Annotated in this window: 19 protein-coding genes; 16 read left to right on the forward strand and 3 right to left on the reverse strand. The window is 55.3% G+C overall.

What is annotated here, in order from left to right; translation table 11 throughout:
* Position 1: 1 nt before the first annotated feature.
* Entirely contained in the window at positions 2 to 1,186 is a 1,185-nt protein-coding gene (locus C1J03_RS19385) for a M24 family metallopeptidase (protein WP_114888073.1), read from the reverse strand.
* Between the two features lie 158 nt (positions 1,187 to 1,344).
* Between C1J03_RS19385 and C1J03_RS19390 the strand changes: the two genes are divergently transcribed.
* The 9 genes from C1J03_RS19390 to C1J03_RS19435 all read left to right on the forward strand — a co-directional run bounded on the left by C1J03_RS19390 (position 1,345) and on the right by C1J03_RS19435 (position 10,445).
* Positions 1,345 to 2,718: an aspartate aminotransferase family protein gene (locus tag C1J03_RS19390; protein ID WP_114888074.1), complete on the forward strand. Its 1,374-nt coding sequence runs from the start codon at positions 1,345 to 1,347 to the stop codon at positions 2,716 to 2,718.
* Positions 2,719 to 2,807: 89 nt separating this feature from the next.
* Positions 2,808 to 3,008 carry a hypothetical protein gene (locus C1J03_RS19395; RefSeq protein ID WP_114888075.1) on the forward strand — a complete coding sequence of 67 codons (201 nt, stop codon included), beginning with the start codon at positions 2,808 to 2,810 and terminating at the stop codon, positions 3,006 to 3,008.
* A 489-nt stretch (positions 3,009 to 3,497) separates the two neighbouring features.
* Positions 3,498 to 4,175, forward strand: coding sequence for a cyclic nucleotide-binding domain-containing protein (locus C1J03_RS19405; protein ID WP_114888077.1), 678 nt, complete (start codon positions 3,498 to 3,500; stop codon positions 4,173 to 4,175).
* Between the two features lie 238 nt (positions 4,176 to 4,413).
* Positions 4,414 to 4,851: a potassium channel family protein gene (locus C1J03_RS19410; RefSeq protein ID WP_114888078.1), complete on the forward strand. Its 438-nt coding sequence runs from the start codon at positions 4,414 to 4,416 to the stop codon at positions 4,849 to 4,851.
* Positions 4,852 to 5,375: 524 nt separating this feature from the next.
* Positions 5,376 to 6,068, forward strand: coding sequence for a phosphatidylserine decarboxylase (locus C1J03_RS19415; RefSeq protein WP_114888079.1), 693 nt, complete (start codon positions 5,376 to 5,378; stop codon positions 6,066 to 6,068).
* Positions 6,065 to 6,817: a CDP-alcohol phosphatidyltransferase family protein gene (locus tag C1J03_RS19420; protein ID WP_114888080.1), complete on the forward strand. Its 753-nt coding sequence runs from the start codon at positions 6,065 to 6,067 to the stop codon at positions 6,815 to 6,817. The genes C1J03_RS19415 and C1J03_RS19420 overlap by 4 nt, the downstream gene beginning before the upstream one ends.
* Before the next feature lie 159 nt (positions 6,818 to 6,976).
* Positions 6,977 to 7,843 (forward strand): NAD(P)-dependent oxidoreductase, encoded by an 867-nt coding sequence (locus tag C1J03_RS19425; protein ID WP_114888081.1) that lies wholly within the window; start codon positions 6,977 to 6,979, stop codon positions 7,841 to 7,843.
* Between the two features lie 131 nt (positions 7,844 to 7,974).
* On the forward strand, positions 7,975 to 8,982 hold the full coding sequence (locus C1J03_RS19430; RefSeq protein ID WP_114888082.1) for an LLM class flavin-dependent oxidoreductase: 1,008 nt from the start codon (positions 7,975 to 7,977) through the stop codon (positions 8,980 to 8,982).
* Between the two features lie 137 nt (positions 8,983 to 9,119).
* Entirely contained in the window at positions 9,120 to 10,445 is a 1,326-nt protein-coding gene (locus C1J03_RS19435) for a cytochrome-c peroxidase (RefSeq protein ID WP_114888083.1), read from the forward strand.
* On the opposite strand, the gene C1J03_RS19440 is transcribed toward C1J03_RS19435, so the two are convergent.
* Positions 10,442 to 11,869, reverse strand: a complete 1,428-nt coding sequence (locus C1J03_RS19440; RefSeq protein ID WP_114889094.1) for a CRTAC1 family protein — start codon at positions 11,867 to 11,869, stop codon at positions 10,442 to 10,444. The two genes, C1J03_RS19435 and C1J03_RS19440, sit on opposite strands and share 4 nt — an antisense overlap.
* Positions 11,870 to 11,922: 53 nt before the next feature.
* Positions 11,923 to 13,191, reverse strand: coding sequence for an ROK family protein (locus C1J03_RS19445; protein WP_114889095.1), 1,269 nt, complete (start codon positions 13,189 to 13,191; stop codon positions 11,923 to 11,925).
* A 213-nt stretch (positions 13,192 to 13,404) separates the two neighbouring features.
* On the opposite strand from C1J03_RS19445, the gene xylF reads away from it, so the two are divergent.
* The 7 genes from xylF to C1J03_RS19480 all read left to right on the forward strand — a co-directional run bounded on the left by xylF (position 13,405) and on the right by C1J03_RS19480 (position 19,986).
* The gene (xylF, locus tag C1J03_RS19450; RefSeq protein ID WP_114888084.1) at positions 13,405 to 14,439 is read left to right on the forward strand and encodes a D-xylose ABC transporter substrate-binding protein; all 1,035 of its coding nucleotides are present in this window, start codon (positions 13,405 to 13,407) and stop codon (positions 14,437 to 14,439) included.
* Between the two features lie 163 nt (positions 14,440 to 14,602).
* Positions 14,603 to 15,934: a sugar ABC transporter permease gene (locus C1J03_RS19455; protein WP_114888085.1), complete on the forward strand. Its 1,332-nt coding sequence runs from the start codon at positions 14,603 to 14,605 to the stop codon at positions 15,932 to 15,934.
* Positions 15,935 to 16,684 carry an ATP-binding cassette domain-containing protein gene (locus C1J03_RS19460; protein ID WP_114888086.1) on the forward strand — a complete coding sequence of 250 codons (750 nt, stop codon included), beginning with the start codon at positions 15,935 to 15,937 and terminating at the stop codon, positions 16,682 to 16,684. It abuts the gene before it with no gap.
* Positions 16,681 to 18,117 carry a xylulokinase gene (gene xylB, locus C1J03_RS19465; RefSeq protein ID WP_114888087.1) on the forward strand — a complete coding sequence of 479 codons (1,437 nt, stop codon included), beginning with the start codon at positions 16,681 to 16,683 and terminating at the stop codon, positions 18,115 to 18,117. The genes C1J03_RS19460 and xylB overlap by 4 nt, the downstream gene beginning before the upstream one ends.
* Positions 18,118 to 18,253: 136 nt before the next feature.
* The gene (locus C1J03_RS19470; protein ID WP_114888088.1) at positions 18,254 to 18,934 is read left to right on the forward strand and encodes a DUF1045 domain-containing protein; all 681 of its coding nucleotides are present in this window, start codon (positions 18,254 to 18,256) and stop codon (positions 18,932 to 18,934) included.
* Between the two features lie 53 nt (positions 18,935 to 18,987).
* Positions 18,988 to 19,362, forward strand: coding sequence for a VOC family protein (locus C1J03_RS19475; RefSeq protein WP_114888089.1), 375 nt, complete (start codon positions 18,988 to 18,990; stop codon positions 19,360 to 19,362).
* A 72-nt stretch (positions 19,363 to 19,434) separates the two neighbouring features.
* Positions 19,435 to 19,986, forward strand: a complete 552-nt coding sequence (locus C1J03_RS19480; RefSeq protein WP_114888090.1) for a thioredoxin family protein — start codon at positions 19,435 to 19,437, stop codon at positions 19,984 to 19,986.
* Position 19,987 lies beyond the last annotated feature (1 nt).

The following is a 19,987-nucleotide window of genomic DNA, read 5'->3' on the forward strand; positions in this document are numbered from 1 at the left end:
CTTACGGTTTCACAAACAGCTTGCGATCGACATTGCAAAGCGCCTCTGCAGCACCATTTTCGGTGATCAGAATGGTTTCAGTTGTCTCTAATCCCCAGGTGTCCATCCACAGCGCAGGCATAAAGTGAAACACCATTCCCGGCTCAAGAATGGTTTGGTCTTCGCTGCGAATAGAGGCGCTGCGTTCGCCCCAATCTGGCGGATAACTAAGTCCAATCGGGTAGCCGCATCGCCCTTCCCGCTTTATTCCATGCGCCTTTAGGACGTCCAAAAAGGCGTTGGCGATGTCACACGTGCGCCCCCCTGCCCGCGCAGCATCCAACCCTGCCTCAATCCCTTCGAGTTGAGCCTGTTCGGCCGCGAGCATTTCAGCGGGCGGTGTACCCAAATAGATCGTCCGGCAAAGCGGCGCGTGATACCGACGGTAGCACCCAGACAACTCGAAAAACGTTGCTTCGCCGCTGCGCATGGGCGTGCCATCCCAAGTGAGATGAGCCGCCGTGGCATCCAGCCCTGAGGGCGTGAGCGGAACAATGGCGGGATAATCCCCCCAGATGTCATCCACTCCCGTGATCGCAGCATGGTAGATGTCTGCAACCAATTCATTTTTGCGCAGCCCCGGCTCAGCCTTATCCAATGCAGTGATCATGATTTTTTCGGAAATCCGCGCCGCCTTTCGAATGAAGGCAATCTCGTCTTCGGATTTGATCAACCGCTGCCAATTGACCATCGCGGTGGCGTCACCGATCGTTGCTTGCGGCAATTCCTCTAGCAGTGTCGCGTGGGCCTTGGCGGAGTAATAGTAGTTGTCCATCTCAACACCGATGCGGGCTTTTTCGTATCCCAAGTCGCGAATATGGATTGCCAAATCTTGCATCGGATGACGTTGTGTCGATTGCACGAAATGGTCCCCGTAGCCGTGGATATGATCCGTATCCATCCAGCAGGTGCGGCCAGCGCCAATGCTGTCCATCTGGCGCCCCCACCAGATCGGATCGCCCTCGAGCCCCAGCAAAACCCCTTGATGTACATAGAATGACCAGCCGTCATAGCCCGTGAGCCATGCTTGGTTTGAGGGATCCGTGACAAACAGCACATCCAGACCTGCGTATTGCATTGCCGCACGAGTCTTGGCGATGCGACGGGCATATTCCGCCGAGCGGAAGGGGGCATTTTCTTGAGGCAAGGGCCATCCTTTCGAGTGGTTGATCTTTAGATGTACACAACATGAAGATTGTGATGGAGTTATTTGTGATTTTGTGTGATTTTCCGCCAGTAAAGCAAGTGATTCATGCGTCGTTGTGCACAAATTGTAAATCACGCCTCTAAAAACGGGATGTTAAGATGCTCAAGAACGATCAATTGGACAGTTGGGACCGCGATAATTTCTTTCATCCCTCGACACATCTGGCTCAACACGCCCGAGGCGAAAGCCCAAGCCGGATTATCAAGACCGCCAGCGGCGTTCACATCGAAGATCGAGACGGCAACAAGCTTCTGGATGCCTTTGCCGGGCTCTACTGCGTCAACGCCGGGTACGGCCGTCAAGAGATCGCCGATGCGATCGCGGCGCAGGCCAAGGAGCTGGCCTATTATCATTCTTACGTCGGACACGGCACCGAGGCTTCGATCACGCTGTCCAAAATGATCCTCGACCGCGCGCCGGCCAATATGTCCAAGGTTTACTTTGGCCTTGGCGGGTCTGATGCGAACGAAACCAACATCAAATTGATTTGGTATTACAACAATATCCTGGGACGCCCAGAGAAGAAAAAGATCATTTCGCGCTGGCGTGGATATCACGGATCAGGACTGATGACAGGATCGCTGACCGGTCTTGAGTTGTTTCACAAAAAATTCGACCTGCCGCTCGCCGGGGTACTCCACACAGAGGCTCCCTACTACTACCGCCGCAAGAATTTAGAGCAAAGTGAAGCGCAGTTTGTAGCCCATTGCGTGTCCGACCTCGAAGCCCAGATCGCCCATGAAGGAGCGGATACAATTGCTGCGTTCATCGGCGAACCACTCTTGGGCACTGGTGGCATTGTGCCGCCCCCCGCCGGATATTGGCCTGCCATCCAAGCGGTCCTCAACAGGCATGACATCTTGTTGATCGCAGACGAAGTTGTAACCGGCTTTGGGCGTTTGGGCTCCATGTTCGGGGCTGATCACTATGGGTTTGAGGCCGATATTATCACCATCGCCAAGGGATTAACTTCTGCCTACGCACCACTGTCTGGCTCAATCATTTCGGACAAAGTTTGGAAGGTGCTGGAGCAAGGTACCGATGAAAACGGCCCCATTGGCCATGGCTGGACCTATTCCGCGCATCCCATCGGTGCTGCCGCCGGGGTCGCCAACCTCAAGCTGATTGAAGACCTTAATCTGGTTGAAAACGCAGGGAACGTCGGCGCGTATCTTAATAAAACCATGGCCGAGGCATTGACTGATCATCCCCATGTTGGGGACATCCGCGGCGAGGGCATGCTTTGCGCGGTGGAATTTGTGCAAGATAAGGACAATCGGACTTTCTTTGATGCGGCGGACAAGATCGGCCCGCAGGTCTCAGCAAAATTGCTGGAGCAAGACAGCGTAATTGCACGGGCGATGCCCCAAGGTGACATCCTTGGATTTGCCCCGCCATTTTGTCTAAGCAAAGACGAGGCTGACACCGTGGTTGCGGCAACGTTGCGTGCCGTCAATTCTGTTCTTGGTTAACCTCTGCAATCTTTGGTCGGAAAGCACAGCCATATTGCGTTGCGCCACTTCCGGCCGCAGGATATCTTGAAGGCAGGAGACCACCTCTCATGAACATATTGATCGATGCCCTAAAGGCAATCGCCAGCCCTGTTTGCCTAGAGGCCGCGGACAGGTTGGCTGATGCGTTGCGCCAAACGGCAATGGGGCCTGGTCCAACTTTACGGTCGTTCAGTGCCAGCTATAATCCCGGTTTGACGGATGCCGGTGTTCCGGCACTTGCGGCGTGCTTTCCCGCCCGAGATGTCTGAACTGGGGTTTGTTAACTCCTCGATTGGCGATACGGGCGGCCTTGCCATATTGAGTTGGGCACAGCGTGCTTCTCAGATGATATGTGTGGGCGTCTTGCAGAGTTTCGCTTAAGCAACCCAACTATGCTGCTCGTTATCTGACAGAGTCATACCGCAACCGATCATGGTTAGCCGCAAGAGCATTTTTCATTCAGAGCGGCCAAATGATGCATCTACAAGATCTTGATATGTTATGACTGCACACGAACCCTGAGGCTCAGCTTTTGAACCGGGCCTTCGAAATCTGTGGCTGTATTTACCTTGATACTCTCTCGGAAATTCACACCAATCCCAGCGAAACCTTCAGTGTCAAACAGCAGCAACACTCAAAGATTTCGGTGTATTTTGTACATCCAGCGCTTCAATCAGAACGAGAAACATCTTGCGCGACGTTGTTTTTCCTGCCAGCGATTTCAACACGTTTTGCAAATTTGTGGTTTGGGTTCTTGAATGTGGGTTGAAACGGCTGCCGATTTCTTGACCTCACCCGGCATTATCGTGGTGGCGGCTGCGGCTCTTCAAACCATAGCTTATATCTTTTCCAACCAGCTAACTCTGAGGCTTTTTCTGCTGTTGGGAACGTCACTTTACCTGTTGTATTATTTCGTTGCAGCGGACGATCCGCTTTGGCCCGCGATCTTTGGCACTGCATGTATTGGGACAACGTCGATATACGGATTTCTCCGCACCCTTGCCAATCGCTCGACCTTTTCAATTTCTAAGGCCCACCTCTCAATCTACGAGACAATCGGCGACATCGAGCCAGGTGCGTTTCGACAGTTAATGAAAACGGCCGAAATCAAAACCTTTGACGGACCCGAAATATTAACCGAGTTGGGCGTTGTGCCAGATCACGTTTTTTACGTTCTTGAGGGTGAAGTCGACGTCTGCAAGAACGACTATAAATTTACCACTGGGCCCACAGTCTTCATCGGCGAGGTTTCCATCATTGGTGGCTTCGAAGCAACCGCGACCGTCCACAGCCGCGCTGGCTCAAAAGCTGTGGTGTGGGACAGGCACCGTTTGCTGGAAGCGATGGGGAAAAATGTGCATTTCCGTATCGCCGTCGAGTCCCTGTTTTCAAAAGATATGGCGTTGAAACTGGCGCAATCCGCCAAGATGCGCTGAGGCCATTGCCGTACCTGACTTCTGACCCAACTCACGGCTCGCGCGGGGAAAGCCACACGTGCTCTAAGAGCTCTGGCTCGACGCTGGACTTGGTGTACAAAGTCTTGCGCAAAGCCTGCGTTTCCCGCAAAACGATGAATGACGGCGGCTGTCACAAAGCGCATGGCAGTGTCCAAGTTTTGTTTTCGAATAGACGTTTACAAAGACGTCTGATGCTCGAAGAAAAGGGTCCCTTCCAATGAATCTTTTTTACCAGGTCGCGTTAGGCACGGTTTTACTTGGAGCCAGCTGCATTCTGCACATCTTAGCGCTGTTCGCTTGCTTGCCCCTCTTGAAGAGCACCGCGCAGCATTCTTGGATTACCAAAAAGAAGTTCAAGGAAATACTGCTTGTTGGCATGATGATTGCCGCGATCCTTGCGTCGCACGGTTTCCAGATCTGGCTTTGGGCGGCTGTTTGGCTTGCCTTGGGTGCCTTTGTTGAAATGCAAGAAGCGCTGTATTTTTCTGCAGTAACCTATACGACGCTGGGATATGGCGACATCGTTTTGGGCCCCAGTATTCGCTTATTTTCAACGTTCAGCGCAGTGAGTGGATTGCTCAGTTTCGGGGTGAGTATCGCGCTTTTGGTTGGGCTTGTTTCAAGGCTTCTGCCGGATGATATTACCGGCGATTGAATGCGGCACTACTCAACTGAGGATTAATTTGGCATCACGCCGGGCGGCGGGGAAAAAAGTGGCGTCTGGACCACGGCCCACAAACGGAACGTCTAGCCCAATATACGCCCTGCATCCCAGACGGAAGCCGCTGTCGCGTCTACTTGGTTATGTATCAATACCTAAGTTAGGATTGGTGTTTGGGCTGCTTGACCATCACCCAAAACCTTACCGCATCTACTCGCCTGAGGTTTGAGCAATCATCCCTATGCCCATTAAGACAATCAGGCAAAACACTCGCTCAAAACGGAACGTGACACGCTTTTGTCGGACCATTTTCACCGTCATTTAACATCTGCATTCCACAAAGCCTGAAACCCAAAAACAGAATGCATCATTGACCCTCCGGCACCAAACTGGGAAGAGTTTGCCCGCGACGCAACAAACCCAAGGACGCGGATAAAAATCGCACCTATTGCGCGCCATTGCCGGCTTTCTGAGTGCGGTTACAACCCGGTACTTTGCCTTTTCTTGAAAGAACTTCCATGAACATGCTCAAAATCGTTGCCGTCCCGATGCACAAAGAAGGCCGGAAGTTCGTTGCGATCTTTGCAGTGATTGCTTTGTGTCTCGCGTTGGTCTGGGAGCCGCTCTTTTGGCTTGGTGCAGGCGTAACAGTCTGGTGTTATTACTTCTTTCGTGACCCCGTTCGGATTGTACCCCAACAGGAAGGCCTCGTTGTATCACCTGCAGATGGCATTGTGTCCTTGGTCGAAGATGTTGTGCCACCCAAAGATCTAGGATTGGGCGACGACCCCGTAAAGCGGGTTTCCGTCTTCATGAACGTCTTTAATTGCCACGTGAACCGCGCTCCGATCGCGGGCAATGTGACACATATTGTTTACAGCCACGGCAAATTCCTCAACGCGTCTTTGGACAAGGCGAGCGAACATAATGAGCGCAATAGCCTAACAATCGAATCTCCAGATGGCGTTCGGATTGGCGTTGTGCAGATTGCAGGGCTCGTGGCGCGGCGGATCGTCTGTTTTGTCAGTGAAGGCGACGCTATTGAGGTTGGACATCGGTTTGGCCTGATCCGTTTTGGCAGCCGTCTAGATATCTACCTGCCCAAAGGCGTGGCCCCGCTTGTGTCAGTTGGGCAAACCGCCGTCGCAGGCGAGACGATTTTGGCCGACCTTGCCAACCCAAACACACAGCGCGGCGGCATTGCTGAATGAATACGCCTTCCCGCATCAAGCTGCGCCACATCGTCCCAAGCATGGTCACCGTTTTTGCGATCTGCGCGGGTATGACGTCGGTTAGAATGAGCCTTGAGGGGCATATTGAAACCGCGCTTTACTTTATCTTGCTTGCGGTATTCTTGGATGCAGCAGACGGAAAATTGGCACGCTTTTTGGATACTGCCAGCCCGTTCGGCGCTGAACTTGATACGCTGGCGGATTTTTTCAACTTTGGAATTGCGCCCGGTATCTTGATCTACAACACGCTCTATCTTGGAACCGAGCATGCGAATTTAGGCTGGCTTGCAGCGCTTGTGCTGGCAGTCTGCTGCGCGTTGCGCCTTGCCCGGTTCAACCTGTCGGTAAAAAGCTCTGAGGTCTCGCTCAGGAAGGACGACTTCTTTGTTGGCGTTCCCGCACCTGCGCTTGCCTGTTTGGCGCTGATGCCGGTCTTTATGCATCTCTACGGCTGGCAGGAAACGAATCTTCCGTTTTTCCGCGCGATCTACGTGATTTGTGTCGGCTTTCTCGCCATCAGCACGGTGCCTACCTTTTCCATCAAACACATGTCGATCAAACGCTCGACATTGCCGCTGGTCATCGTCGCTTCGGTTGTTCTGGTTGTATCCTTGATGGTTTATCCATGGCCCACCCTGATCGCAGGAAACACGCTTTATTTTTTGTCACTGCCGCTCTCCTATCTTGCCCAACGAAAGCAAACCAAGGCCCTTGGCGACAAAGAATAACGCTCCACGAAGTTTGGAAAAGCTAGCCGTGTCCAGCCAAATCCTTGTGTCTGGGCGATGCCTAGCCCGCGGAAACGATCAAACCCGCTTTCAAAGTGGCAGGTGATCAAAGCAATAAACTGTGGCACTCTTAGCGATCTGTAACAGAGGGAATTGGGCATGGAAAAAGTTGGTATCATCGGCGTCGGCCTCATGGGTCACGGCATTGCCATGAACATCGCTAAATCCGGACGCGAGGTTTCGTTTCTGGACCATCCCGGCAACCAGCCGACTGATGATCTGACGACACTTGGTGCACGCGCGATAGGCACAGGTGCCGATATTGCAAAACTCTGCGACGTTATTATCATCTGCGTCACAGGCACGCCGCAGGTCGAAGATGTGTTAAACTGCGAGGGCGGTGTGCTGGCCGGAATTTCGCCTGGGACGGTGGTTATCGATTGCTCAACCGCCATTCCCAACTCAACTCTTGAGATCGCAAAACAGATCGAGGCCGCTGGCGGGCATTTTCTGGACGCCCCCATGACCCGTACGCCTAAAGAAGCCGCTGAGGGGCGGTTGAACCTGATTGTGGGCGGCGACAAGGCGTTGTTTGATGCGCAACTGCCCCTGTTTGAGACCTACGCGGAAAACGTCACCTATGTGGGCGGGGTTGGCGCGGGTCACACCATGAAGTTGATCCACAATTACGTTTCACTTGGGTTTTCCGCCGTCCTGTCGGAAGCAGCGGCCACAGCAGACAAAGCCGGCATTGATCCTTTGGCGCTTTTGGACGTCTTGCAAAACGGTGGCGGGCGCAGCGTGGTGCTGGACCGTTTCACGCCTTTTCTGACTGATGGTGATCCGTCTGGTTTGGCGTTTTCACTGTCCAATGCAGCCAAAGATATTAGCTATTATCAGGCGATGTCCGATTATCTGGAGATGGCCGGAAACGTCTCATTTGCAGTGGCGGGCGTTTATGCGGACACAGAGGCAAAGGGCGAAGGCAACCGCTATGTGCCGGAACTGATCTCTCTTTTGAAGTAGGTTCTTGCCGCACCGAAACCCACCGAAGGACGATGATTTCACTGTTTACGTCCTACCAAAGCATCCATATTCAGCTCAGCGAGCTTCGGTTTGGGTCCCTAAAATACAGATAGAAAGCACTGGATTTTCCAATGAAACACTTCTCTCTGCTTGATCTTTCACCGATTGCCGATGGTCAGACTGCCGCCGATGCACTCGCCAATACTGTCGACCTCGCGCGTGCGGCGGAGTGCGCCGGCTACCACCGCTATTGGCTGGCTGAGCATCACAACATGCCCGGCATCGCCAGCGCAGCAACGGCAGTGGTAATCGGACAGGTGGCGGCCGCGACCAAAACCATGCGGATTGGTGCGGGCGGCATTATGCTCCCCAACCACGCGCCGCTTGTTGTGGCTGAACAGTTCGGGACACTCGCAACGCTCTTTCCTGATCGGATCGATTTGGGGCTGGGCCGTGCACCCGGAACCGATATGGCAACCGCCCGCGCCTTGCGACGGCACATGGCACCCGATGATAGTTTTCCGCAAGATGTGCAGGAACTGATCGGCTATTTTTCTGAGGCCCAAGACGGCGCGCCGGTACGTGCGATCCCCGGCGCAGGCACGCAGGTGCCCGTCTGGATACTCGGCTCCAGCCTTTATGGCGCGCAACTCGCGGCGATGCTGGGCCTACCCTACGCCTTTGCATCACATTTCGCTCCTGCGATGCTGCAAGAGGCGTTGGATATCTACCGCAAAACCTTCAGGCCGTCGCAATCGCTGAGCCAACCGCATGTTATGATGGCGGCTGGGGTTTGCGCCGCAGACACCGATGAAGAAGCCGAATACCTCAGGTCTTCGCAAATTTTGGGCTTTGCAAAGTTGCGGACCGGTAATCCCGGCAAGCTACCGCGCCCGACCCATGATCTGGCGGCACAGATTCCTGCGCCGGTGCTCGCGCAGGTGAATCAGGCTTTGTCGTGCTCTGCCACTGGGTCTGCACAAACGGTCAAACAGCAGTTGCAAACCATTATCGACAGATACCAACCAGACGAGTTGTTGGTGACAGGTATGATCCATGACCATCCAGCACGGTTGAGGTCCTTTGAAATTGCAGCGGACGCTCTGAAGGATTTACGCGACCACACAGCCACCGCGTGATTAAGCACACGCGCATCAAACCAAAACGACCCGCGGCTTTGCAAATTGATTTTCCGCCCTGCCGCACGACCTACTCTTGTCTGCGCTGCAGATGACCGTCATCTTAGCAGCGCAAATCATCTTCAAGGGCAACGTAAATGAAATCTAAACTGATGCTAATCGCCCTTGGCTTGCACGGCACGATGGCCACCGCCCAAACCCTGCCCAACCCGATCGTGGACGGCGACTATTTTGAAAACAACCTGGCCGAAGCACAGTTGGGCCAGTTGTTGTTCTACGATCCGATTCTTTCTGGCAACCGGGAGGTCGCCTGTGCGACCTGCCACCACCCCAGTCTTGGAACGGCCGATGGGGTATCACTTGGCTTTGGGGATGGCGGCATTGGTCTGGGCCCTGCCCGGCGGGCCGATCCGAACAATCCACCCGAAGAACGTATCCCCCGCAATGCCCCTGCGCTTTTTAACCTAGGCGCACGCGAGTTCACCGTACTTTTTCATGATGGTCGCTTGCAGGTTGACCCGTCTCGGCCCGGTGGGTTGCGCACGCCGATGGACGAAGACATGGTTGTTGGCTTTGCATCGCTTTTGTCCGCTCAGACGATGTTTCCTGTGCTCAGTCGCGATGAGATGGCAGGCTCCCACTCCGAAAACGGTGTCGCCCGCGCGGTCCGCCAAGGGTTGATTGCCGGCGGCGCTGGCGCGTGGGATCAACTGGCAAAACGGGTTGCAGGCCTCCCAGCCTATGCGGTTCAATTCCAAGACGTTTATGATCATATCGGCGGGCCAGAGGAGATCGCATTCACCGATATTTCCAACGCGATCGCGGTGTTTATGGCTCATGAATGGCGCTCTGACACTGCACCTTTTGATGCGGTCTTGCGCGATGAAGCACAGTTGGAGGGTGCGGCTCAAACCGGGATGATGCTGTTTTACGGAGGCGCAGGGTGTTCGACCTGCCACGCAGGCGCCTATTTGACGGATCACGATTTCCACGCCATGGGCGCACCGCAGATTGGGCCCGGCAAAGCCGCGAGTTTTGAAGACCATCAGCGCGATGAGGGGCGGTTTCGGGTGACTGGAAAACGCGCGGACTTGTATGCATTTCGCACGCCGTCGCTGCGCAATGTTGCACTGACCGGTCCTTATGGGCATGCGGGAAGTCACCAAGATTTGGGGCGGTTTATCATGGACCACGCAGACCCCGCGGCTGGGCTGAAACGGTATGAAGCGTGGCAGGCGATCTTGCCGCCATTTGAGACCGATGATTTTGCAGTTATGTCAGACCCAGAGCAGGCCGCGCAGATTGCTGCGGCAGTGGAGGTGAAACCCGTTGGCCTAAGCGACAGCGACGTCAAAGCCATCCTTGCGTTTTTAGACAGCATGACCGATCCGATCAGCATTACGGGACGACTAGGCGTTCCCGACGCAGTTCCAAGCGGGCTGCGCATTCCTAATCCAAATTAGGGCCGGGTGATTATCAGGGTCTCACCCGCTTTGGCCTGATGGATCGAGCTGAAGCCGTTGGGCCAATGCACCTTTACCTCAGCCTGCGTTGCTTCTCCCAAACCGAAGTGCCTTGGCAAAAGCTGGCCACCTGCATGACCCCCGCCGATGGTATGCTGCATTGTCTGTGTCGATTCGCCTGTCGTGACTGCAATCACGCCACCGATTGCGTCGCGGTTACTGCCGGGTTGCCGAAGCGAGATCCGCACCCAATTGCCACTATCCGCAGTTACATTTCGATAAAGCTCAAGCGGCGCGCGACGGTTCAGCACCACCAAATCAAGCCGCCCATCCGCATCGAAATCCGCAAGCCCCGCACCACGCGACCTTTTGACCGATGCGACGCCTGCCCCCACCGAGGCTTCAACAAAGTGGCCATCTGGATTTTGCATCAGAAGGTTGTTGGGGTCGCGCGTTGCCATTCCTGGCATCTGATCAACGTTGCCTTTGGCGATAAACAAGTCGGCACGGCCATCATTATCAATGTCGCCAAACTCGGCGTGCCAGCCGGTCGAGGGGCGTCCATCATCCCCGATATGGGGGCGTTGGGCGTAAGTGCCGATTTCGTAGGGTGCATTGGCATACGTCCCATCTGCCTGTGCGATCTGCAGCAATTGGTCGCCCATTGAGGTCAACATCACTTCGTCAAGCCCATCGCCGGTTAAGTCGCGGCTGGCGATGCCCATGCCCCAGAGTGACACGTTTTTCCAGCCGTCATCCTCGGTCAAAAACCGACGTTCAGAGACATCCCACATTTGCTCGTAGCCACCTGAGATATAGTAGTGCCGGTCGTTCGATATCCGCAGCGTCGTACGCCCGCGCGCATCCTGAGCCGCCAACATAGACAGAGGGCAAAACCCTGGCGCAAGGGTCTCAAAGCGATAACCGCCTGCCCCGGGCCAAAGGATCGCATTGTCATCACATGCCTCGAACGGACCATCGACGTCAGTGCGATCAACGTAGTTGCCAATGGCCAAAACAGGGCCATTTAAGTCGTCTTGCCACCACGCGGAAAATGCCGTGCTCCATTTATCTTGGGTCGGGATGCCCCACTTGGCTGTCGCATCGGTAAAGCTGCAATTGGCCCCACCTTTCAACAGCTGGTTGGCCCCAACCCGCAAGACAAACAAATCCATGATGCCATCAGCATCCATGTCCAGCGGATAGGCCCCGGTCGCCCCTTGGATGTCCAGCAAGGGGGCAGCGGTGAATTGCATATCGCCCCCGTTGCGCAGCATGCTGGCCGGGTTCTTGCCACCAGCGGCAAAAATATCCGGTAAAGCATTCCCGTCGCAATCGAAAATCGCGAGGCCTCCGCCGACAAAATGTTCCCACCCACCACTATAGACGTGACGCGGCAAATGATCCGAGATGTCTTGAAACATGGGGTCCGCAACCGCAGGGGTTGCTAGCACACATGCCAGCGCAATGCCGATCCTCACAGCGCCAAATCCGACTTGCTGAACATTTGGTCCGTCAGAGACGACAGCGCCAACGCTGTGGCCCCCCGCGCCCAGACCAGATCCCCCCAAGCGTGGATCGCGATTTCGCACGGCGCGCGGCCTTGGGACAGGGTCAGGGATTGCATTTCAGTCAACATTTCGTCGGCATAAAGGTAGTCATATTTCATCCGCTCGCCAGACAAGATGATCAAACCGGGATCAAAGAGCTGCACTATATTGGATAGTCCCAACGCCAGATATCGACCGGCGCGGCGAAAAATCATCTGGGCCGAAGTATTCCCCAATTTCGCCTGCTGAAAGAGGGTTTCCAGAACATCGCTTTCGTTCTGGTCTCCACCATATGTCTGATCCAACGCTGTCCCGGCTTCGCGGGTCAGCGCGTAATCGGCAAGGTAGGCCTCAAGGCAACCGCGCTGTCCGCATTTGCACAAGGCACCGTCCAACTGCACCTTCGAATGCCCCAGTTCCAGCCCCATGCCCCGCGCCCCTCGGTAAAGACGGTTGTTCAACACCAGCCCCATCCCCACACCATGTTCGACCGTGACGACGGCGAAATCTGTCATGACGCGGCCTGCACCAAACCACAGCTCAGCCAAGGTCAGCATGTTGGCGTCATTATCAAGGTAGACCGGCATCTCAAACCGCGCTGCAAAAGCAGCAGCCAGATCTTGGTCCCGCTCACTCAGCAGTGACGACCATGGCACTACGCCAGATTGATGATCAACAATTCCAGGCAACCCAATGCCAACGGCTTTGATGTCAGCGGGCGACTTACCACTTTGGATCAACACCTTATCAATCAATTCGGCGATCTCGTCCATCAGCTGGGACAGACTGCGCCGGGTGTGGACCGTGTCCACCGAGGCATCAGCGATCATATTGCCCGCAAAATCTGTTACCACAGCGGAATGGCTTTTGTGCGAGAGCTTAATACCGATCACATAGGTCTGGTCCGGCACTACTTCTAGCGCCACGGGAGGCCTGCCACGGCCCTGCTCACGGGCAAGACCCGCGACTTCGCGCAAAAGACCGCTAGAGATCATTTCCGCCGTCAGCGTGGTCGCCGAGCCCGGACTGATATCAAGCGCACGCGTCATATCAGACCGCGCAGCCTGCCCGTTTGCTCGAACATATTCGAAAATCTGCTGCCGCAACGGCTTGGCCGTTCCCCGCTCGCCGGGCAAAAGCGGACCACAACCTTCAGTGTTTAGGGCCGTGCCGGTATATGAAGCTGCATCATCCAAATACTTTAGCCTTCGAAAATAATCGCGCTGATTGGTGGGAATCGCATGACAAAACAATCCCTCAGCGCCCGTCACCGCTCATGATACAGCGAAACTATGGCCGCATGGCAAGTTTTTATTTTGACAACTGAAAAAAATAGGGCAATCTAAGTCAGGGTCAAACGACTCAGCCGCGCTTGATAAAAAAATGCGGCAGTTCTTGGGAGGATAAAAATGCAAAAATATGTAATCGCCGCCGCTGTTGCGGTCGCCGGATTTGGTAACATGGCATTCGCAGATGGTCACGGTGTGACTGTTGGTGTGAGCTGGTCGAATTTCCAGGAAGAGCGCTGGAAGACCGATGAGGCTGCCATCAAAGGCGCGCTTGAAGCCGCCGGTGCAACTTATGTCTCTGCTGACGCGCAATCGTCTTCGGCAAAGCAGCTTTCTGATGTTGAAAGCCTGATCGCTCAGGGCGTTGATGCGCTGATCATTCTGGCACAAGACAGCGCGGCCATTGGTCCCGCAATCGACGCCGCCGCAGCTGAGGGTATCCCTGTTGTAGGCTATGACCGCCTGATCGAAGACAGCCGCGCGTTCTATTTGACATTCGACAACGTCGAAGTTGGCCGGATGCAAGCGCGCGCCGTATTCGCAGCACAGCCCGAAGGTCGCTATGTTATGATCAAAGGCTCACCGACCGATCCAAACGCAGACTTCCTGCGCGGCGGTCAGCAAGAGATCTTGCAGGCGGCGATCGACAGCGGTGCAATCACCATCGTGGACGAGGCCTATACCGATGGCTGGCTTCCTGCCAACGCTCAGCGCAACATGGAACAGATCCTGACCGCGAACGACAACGGCGTTGATGCGGTTGTTGCGTCTAACGACGGCACTGCAGGCGGTGTTGTTGCTGCGCTTACGGCCCAAGGCATGGAAGGCATCCCGGTTTCCGGACAAGATGGCGACCACGCTGCACTGAACCGCGTCGCACTTGGCACACAAACTGTTTCCGTGTGGAAAGATGCACGTGAACTGGGCAAAGCCGCGGGCGAGATCGCAGTTGAGCTGGCCAGCAGCGACGGCGACATGATGGCCGTTACCAATCACCAGTCATGGACGTCGCCTGCCGGCACAGAATTGACCGCCATCTTCTTGGCTCCTGTGCCCGTCACCGCTGACAACCTGTCGGCTGTGGTTGACGCAGGCTGGATCACCAAAGAAGCGCTTTGCCAGGGTGTGACCGCGGGTCCTGCTCCTTGTAACTAAGCCTCAGCCTCTATCAGTGCCGGCCTGATGCACCTGCAGCGGGCCGGCATTCTTCCTCTTTTTCTCAAAGACATGTGATAGTTCGCCATAGGTCAACGACGGCCAGACCGGCTTTTGCATGCACTTTGCCGCACCCCAACTTCCCCGAGACCGGAGACTTCTGATGTCTGACGCAACCCAAACTGCGCCACCGCGCTCCAAATCATTTCTCAAGTCTCTTGAGCTAGATACCCGCCTGCTGGGCATGATCGGCGCATTCTTTGTGATCGCAGCCGGATTTCATCTTTATACCGGTTATAATAACGCGGGCTTTTCGTTGGGCATGTTCACGGAAGGGACGTTCCTGACGCCCCGCAACATTTTCAACCTCACAATTCAGACCGCATCGGTGGGGATCATGGCCACGGGCATGGTCTTTATCATTGTCATGCGGCACATCGATTTGTCCGTTGGCGCGCTGTTGGCGACCTGTTCGGCAGTTATGGCGATGACCCAAACAGCGTTTTTGCCCGACGTGCTCGGCCTTCCGCTGGGCCACCCGATGATTCCCTGGATTGCGATCCTTGCTGGTTTGATTACGGGTGCCGCGATTGGCGCTGCTCAGGGCTGGTTGGTGGGTTACCAACTGATCCCTGCCTTTATTGTCACGCTTGGCGGGCTGTTGATTTGGCGCAACGTCGGCTGGTTTATGACTGATGGCGCAACGATCGGGCCACTCGATCCGACATTTCAACTCTTTGGTGGGATCAACGGAACCCTTGGCGCAGCATGGAGCTGGATCGTTGGACTGATCGCTGCGGCCACTGCAGCGTGGCTTTTGATTAATGCCCGGCGCACACGTGTCGGGCACGGTTTTCCGGTAAAACCTGTCGCGGCAGAAGTCACCATTGGCGCAATACTGATGATCGCGATCTTGGGCTTTGTTGCAGTCCTAAACGCCTACAATGTGCCCGAACGCGTCGTTGCGCGCGACTTTGCAGAATATGGCTGCGAAAGTGCAGAAGTTTGTGCGGCGAGCTATGGCTTACCTATCTCGGTGCTCGTGTTGTTGGTCGTCGCGATCACAATGACGGTCGTGGCACAGCGAACACGGCTGGGGCGCTATATTTTTGCAACCGGCGGGAACCCTGATGCGACCGAATTGACCGGCGTGAACACGCGGCTCCTGACCGTCAAGATTTTTGCCATCATGGGTCTGCTTTGCGCCATCGGCGCGATTGTTGCCTCGGCTCGCCAGACCTATCACACCAATGACATTGGCACGCTGGATGAGCTGCGCGTTATCGCGGCTGCTGTAATTGGTGGCACGGCATTATCAGGCGGTATTGGCACGATCTACGGCGCAATCATTGGCGCGTTGATCATGCAATCACTGCAATCGGGCATGGCGATGGTCAACGTCGATGCGCCCTATCAAAACATTGTTGTGGGCGCCGTCTTGGTCTTTGCCGTCTGGGTCGACATCATCTACCGCAAGCGTTTAGGAGCCAAGTAAATGACAGCACCTTTGGTTGAAATGAAAGACGTCTCGATCGCTTTTGGCGGTGTGCAGGCGGTAGATAACGTCAGCATTACTTTGGAACCCGGCGAGGTTGTCGGATTGCTTGGCCATAACGGGGCGGGTAAATCAACGCTCATCAAGATGCTCTCTGGCGCTTACAAAATGGACAGCGGAGAGATCTTCATCAACGGCAACAAGGTGGAGATCAACTCCCCCCGCGATGCCCGCGATCAGAATATCGAGACGATCTATCAAACACTTGCCTTGGCTGACAACTTGGATGCTGCAAGCAATCTGTTTCTGGGGCGAGAATTGACGACCGGACTTGGTTTTGTCGATGATGGGCGGATGGAAGCGGAGACCCGCAAAATCATGGCGCGCCTCAACCCAAACTTCAAAAAGCTCAAAGAACCTGTTTCGGCTTTATCAGGCGGGCAACGGCAATCCGTTGCCATTGCACGTGCCGTCTATTTTAATGCCAAAATCCTGATCATGGATGAACCGACAGCGGCCCTGGGGGTGCATGAAACCGCGATGGTGGCAGAGCTGATCAAAGAGCTGAAGAAACAGGGTTTGGGTATTTTCCTGATCAGTCACGACACCCGTGAAATGATGGAATTATGCGACCGTATCGCCGTGATGAAGAATGGCCAGATGGTGGGATCAGAGCGGGTGGAGGACGTCACCGAGGATGACATCTTGTCGATGATTATCCTCGGCAAAAACCCAAAGGCCGCGGCATGAGTTTTATTGGTCTTGATCTAGGCACGTCGTCACTCAAGGCCATTTTGATCAACGACGCCCAACAGGTGTTAGCTGAGCACACCGTGCCGCTGAGTGTCGAGCGGTTGCACGATGGCTGGTCTGAACAAGACCCTCAAAGCTGGTGCGATGCTGCTGTAACGGCGTTGCGCGCACTTGCGGCAAAAGCGGACTGTAGCGGCGTTGCGGGCATTGGATTGGCCGGGCACATGCACGGCGCGACCCTTGTGGATGCAGATGGTGTCCCGCTGCGCCCTTGCATGTTGTGGAATGACACCCGCAGCCACGCTGAGGCCGCCGCGATGGACGCTGATCCACGCTTTCGCGAGATCACCGGCAACATCGTTTTTCCCGGTTTCACTGCCCCAAAAGTCGAATGGGTGCGCAGGCACGAACCAGAGATTTTTGCGAAGACGGCCCATATCTTGCTGCCCAAAGACTACCTCCGCCTGTTTCTGACTGGCGAATATGCATCGGAAATGTCTGACGCTGCTGGCACAGCTTGGCTCGATACAGCCGCACGGGATTGGTCCGACGCGCTCTTAAACGAGTGCCACCTTTCGCGCAGTCAGATGCCAACCTTGGTCGAAGGCTCTGCGCCCTCTGGCAAATTGCGCGCATCTTTAGCCGCCGATTTGGGGTTGCCACAGATGATTATAGCAGGCGGCGCAGGCGACAATGCCGCGGCGGCCATCGGGGCGGGCGTGGTGCAGGATGGCACGGCGTTTTTGTCGCTTGGGACCTCAGGTGTTCTGTTCGCTGCCAACGACGGCTACCGACCTGATCCCGCCTCCGCCGTGCATACGTTTTGCCACGCAGTGCCGGGAACATGGCACCAGATGGGAGTGATCCTTGCCGCCAGTGATGCGCTTGAATGGCTGTCACGCCTGACAGGGCAATCTGCAGCGGCGCTAACGTCCGATCTTGGACCCGTTGAAGCCCCTTCGCGTACGCTTTTTCTGCCCTACTTAGGCGGCGAACGAACCCCTCATAATGATGCATCCATCCGCGGCCAATTTCTGCACCTCGATCACGCAACTGATGCCCGCGCAGCGACGCGCGCAGTCTTGCAAGGTGTCAGCTTTGCTTTTGCCGACAATCAGGCGGCCCTCGCCGCAACTGGTACAAAAATTGGCAGCGCCCTAGCATTAGGTGGCGGTGCAAAATCTGCACATTGGCTGTCGATGCTGGCAAGCACACTGGGTATCCAGCTTGACGTGCCAAAAGACGGTGATTTCGGAGCGTCCCTCGGTGCCGCGCGCCTCGGAATGATGGCCGCGACGGGCGCTGGTATCGAGATCGCGACGCAACCTCCGTTGGCACAGACGGTTGCACCAGATGCAGCTCTCAGCGGCGCGATGCAAGATGGCTACGCTCGCTACAGGGCGGCCTACGCTGCGCTGAAGGCCCTCTAATCAGTGATTGATCCTCGGCCGCTCTGCTAGTCTTCTGAGATGAGGACGATAGCTGCTTGCGCTCCTGGTTACTCCTGCACCTTGCATCGCCAACTAAATTCGTGAAAACCAAGGTGACCGCACGAGGGGCACGGGCATGTTTGAACGCTACGCTATCTACTATACGCCTCAAGGTGCTTTTGCAGAGGTTGGCGCGGCCTGGATGGGCTGGGATGTGGCGCGCAGCGTGGCTGTGGATCACGCAATGGTCGGTGATCTGGATTTGGCCAAACTGACACGGACCCCGCGTAAATACGGCCTGCACGGCACGATCAAACCGCCGTTCTTCCTAAGAAATGGCACCGATGCGGTGGCGCTTGAGGCAGCCATATCCGCCTTGAGCCAAACGCTGTCGCCTGTCATGTTAGAGGGGCTCGAAGTCACCTGCCTGGGCCGCATCGTGACATTGACACCGTGCGGAGATCAGACGGGTTTGGCCCAGCTTGCAGCTGAGGTTGTGACCCGGTTGGATAATTTCCGTGCGCCGCCTTTAGAACAAGAGTTGGCTAAGCGGCGCAAAAAATCGCTTTCTCCAGAACAGGATCAACACCTGCGCGACTGGGGTTACCCTTACGTGCTGGATCAGTTTAGGTTTCACATGACCCTGACGGGTTGGACTGAACAGCCTGAGGTCGCGCGCGATCTCGCAGCGGCGCATTTCGCACCCTATCTGTCTGACCCTGTGCGTATCGACAGCCTTACGCTGGTGGGGCAAAATGAGAATGGTATGTTCGGTGAAATCGCGCGCTACCCGTTGGGCGGGAACGTCCTTGTTTGAGCTTTCCGAAAAGCGAAGACGTTTTTGACATAAGTAGAATAGGCAGACCTTCCATGCAGATAACCAAGCTCGATCACGTCAACCTCCGCACGACACAACTGGACAAAATGGTCACGTGGTACACGGATATTCTGGGTCTGCGCATTGGCGAGCGGCCTGATTTTCCGTTTCCCGGCGCGTGGCTGTTCGCCGGGGATCAAGCAGTCGTGCATCTGATGGATGTCGAAGAGGACGCAGGCACCGGATCCGAGGTGCCGCTGAAGCTTGAGCATTTCGCATTCCGGGCCGAAGGGGCCACAGGCTTTGAGGATCGCCTGAACGCCTCTGGCGAAAAGTATCGTCGTTCAGACCAGCCCAAGATGAAGCTTGTGGCCTTCAACGTATGGGATCCAGACGGCAACCATATCCATGTCGATTTCGAAACGTAGGATTAGTCCAGCCAAGTGCATGCGGCGTTCGGCGATGGCGGGACTTAGGCCAAAACTACAAAGGAAAAGCCGATGCTTCTTGATACCCCTGTCTGCGACTTTGGTTGGAAAGCACCAGCTTTTGATCTGGCGACCCCGCAGGGTGCACGTCATGATTTAGTCGGGTTGATGGGCGAAAACGGCCTGTTGATCGCCTTTATCTGCAATCATTGCCCTTACGTTCAGGCCATTGCCGACAAGCTGTCGAGCGATGCGGCAAGTCTAATGGCTGAGGGGGTCGGCGTCGTTGCAGTCATGTCCAATGACTATGCGCATGTACCCTCAGACAATCCTGAAAACATGGTGAAATTTTCCGATCGCCATGGTTTCCCTTTCCCGTATCTGATCGACGAAGATCAATCAGTGGCAAAGGCATATGGAGCTGTTTGCACGCCAGACTTCTTTGGTTTCAATGCCAATTTTGAGCTGCAATATCGCGGACGGTTGGACAATGCAGGGCGCGAGACATCAGACACGCGCAAGGCTGAACTGCTGGATGCCATGCGCCAAATCGCGGCAACAAAACACGGACCCGCGGATCAGACAGCGAGCATTGGCTGTTCGATTAAATGGCGTGATACTTAGC

This window comes from Sulfitobacter sp. SK012 (genome assembly GCF_003352085.1).
Taxonomy (GTDB): domain Bacteria; phylum Pseudomonadota; class Alphaproteobacteria; order Rhodobacterales; family Rhodobacteraceae; genus Sulfitobacter.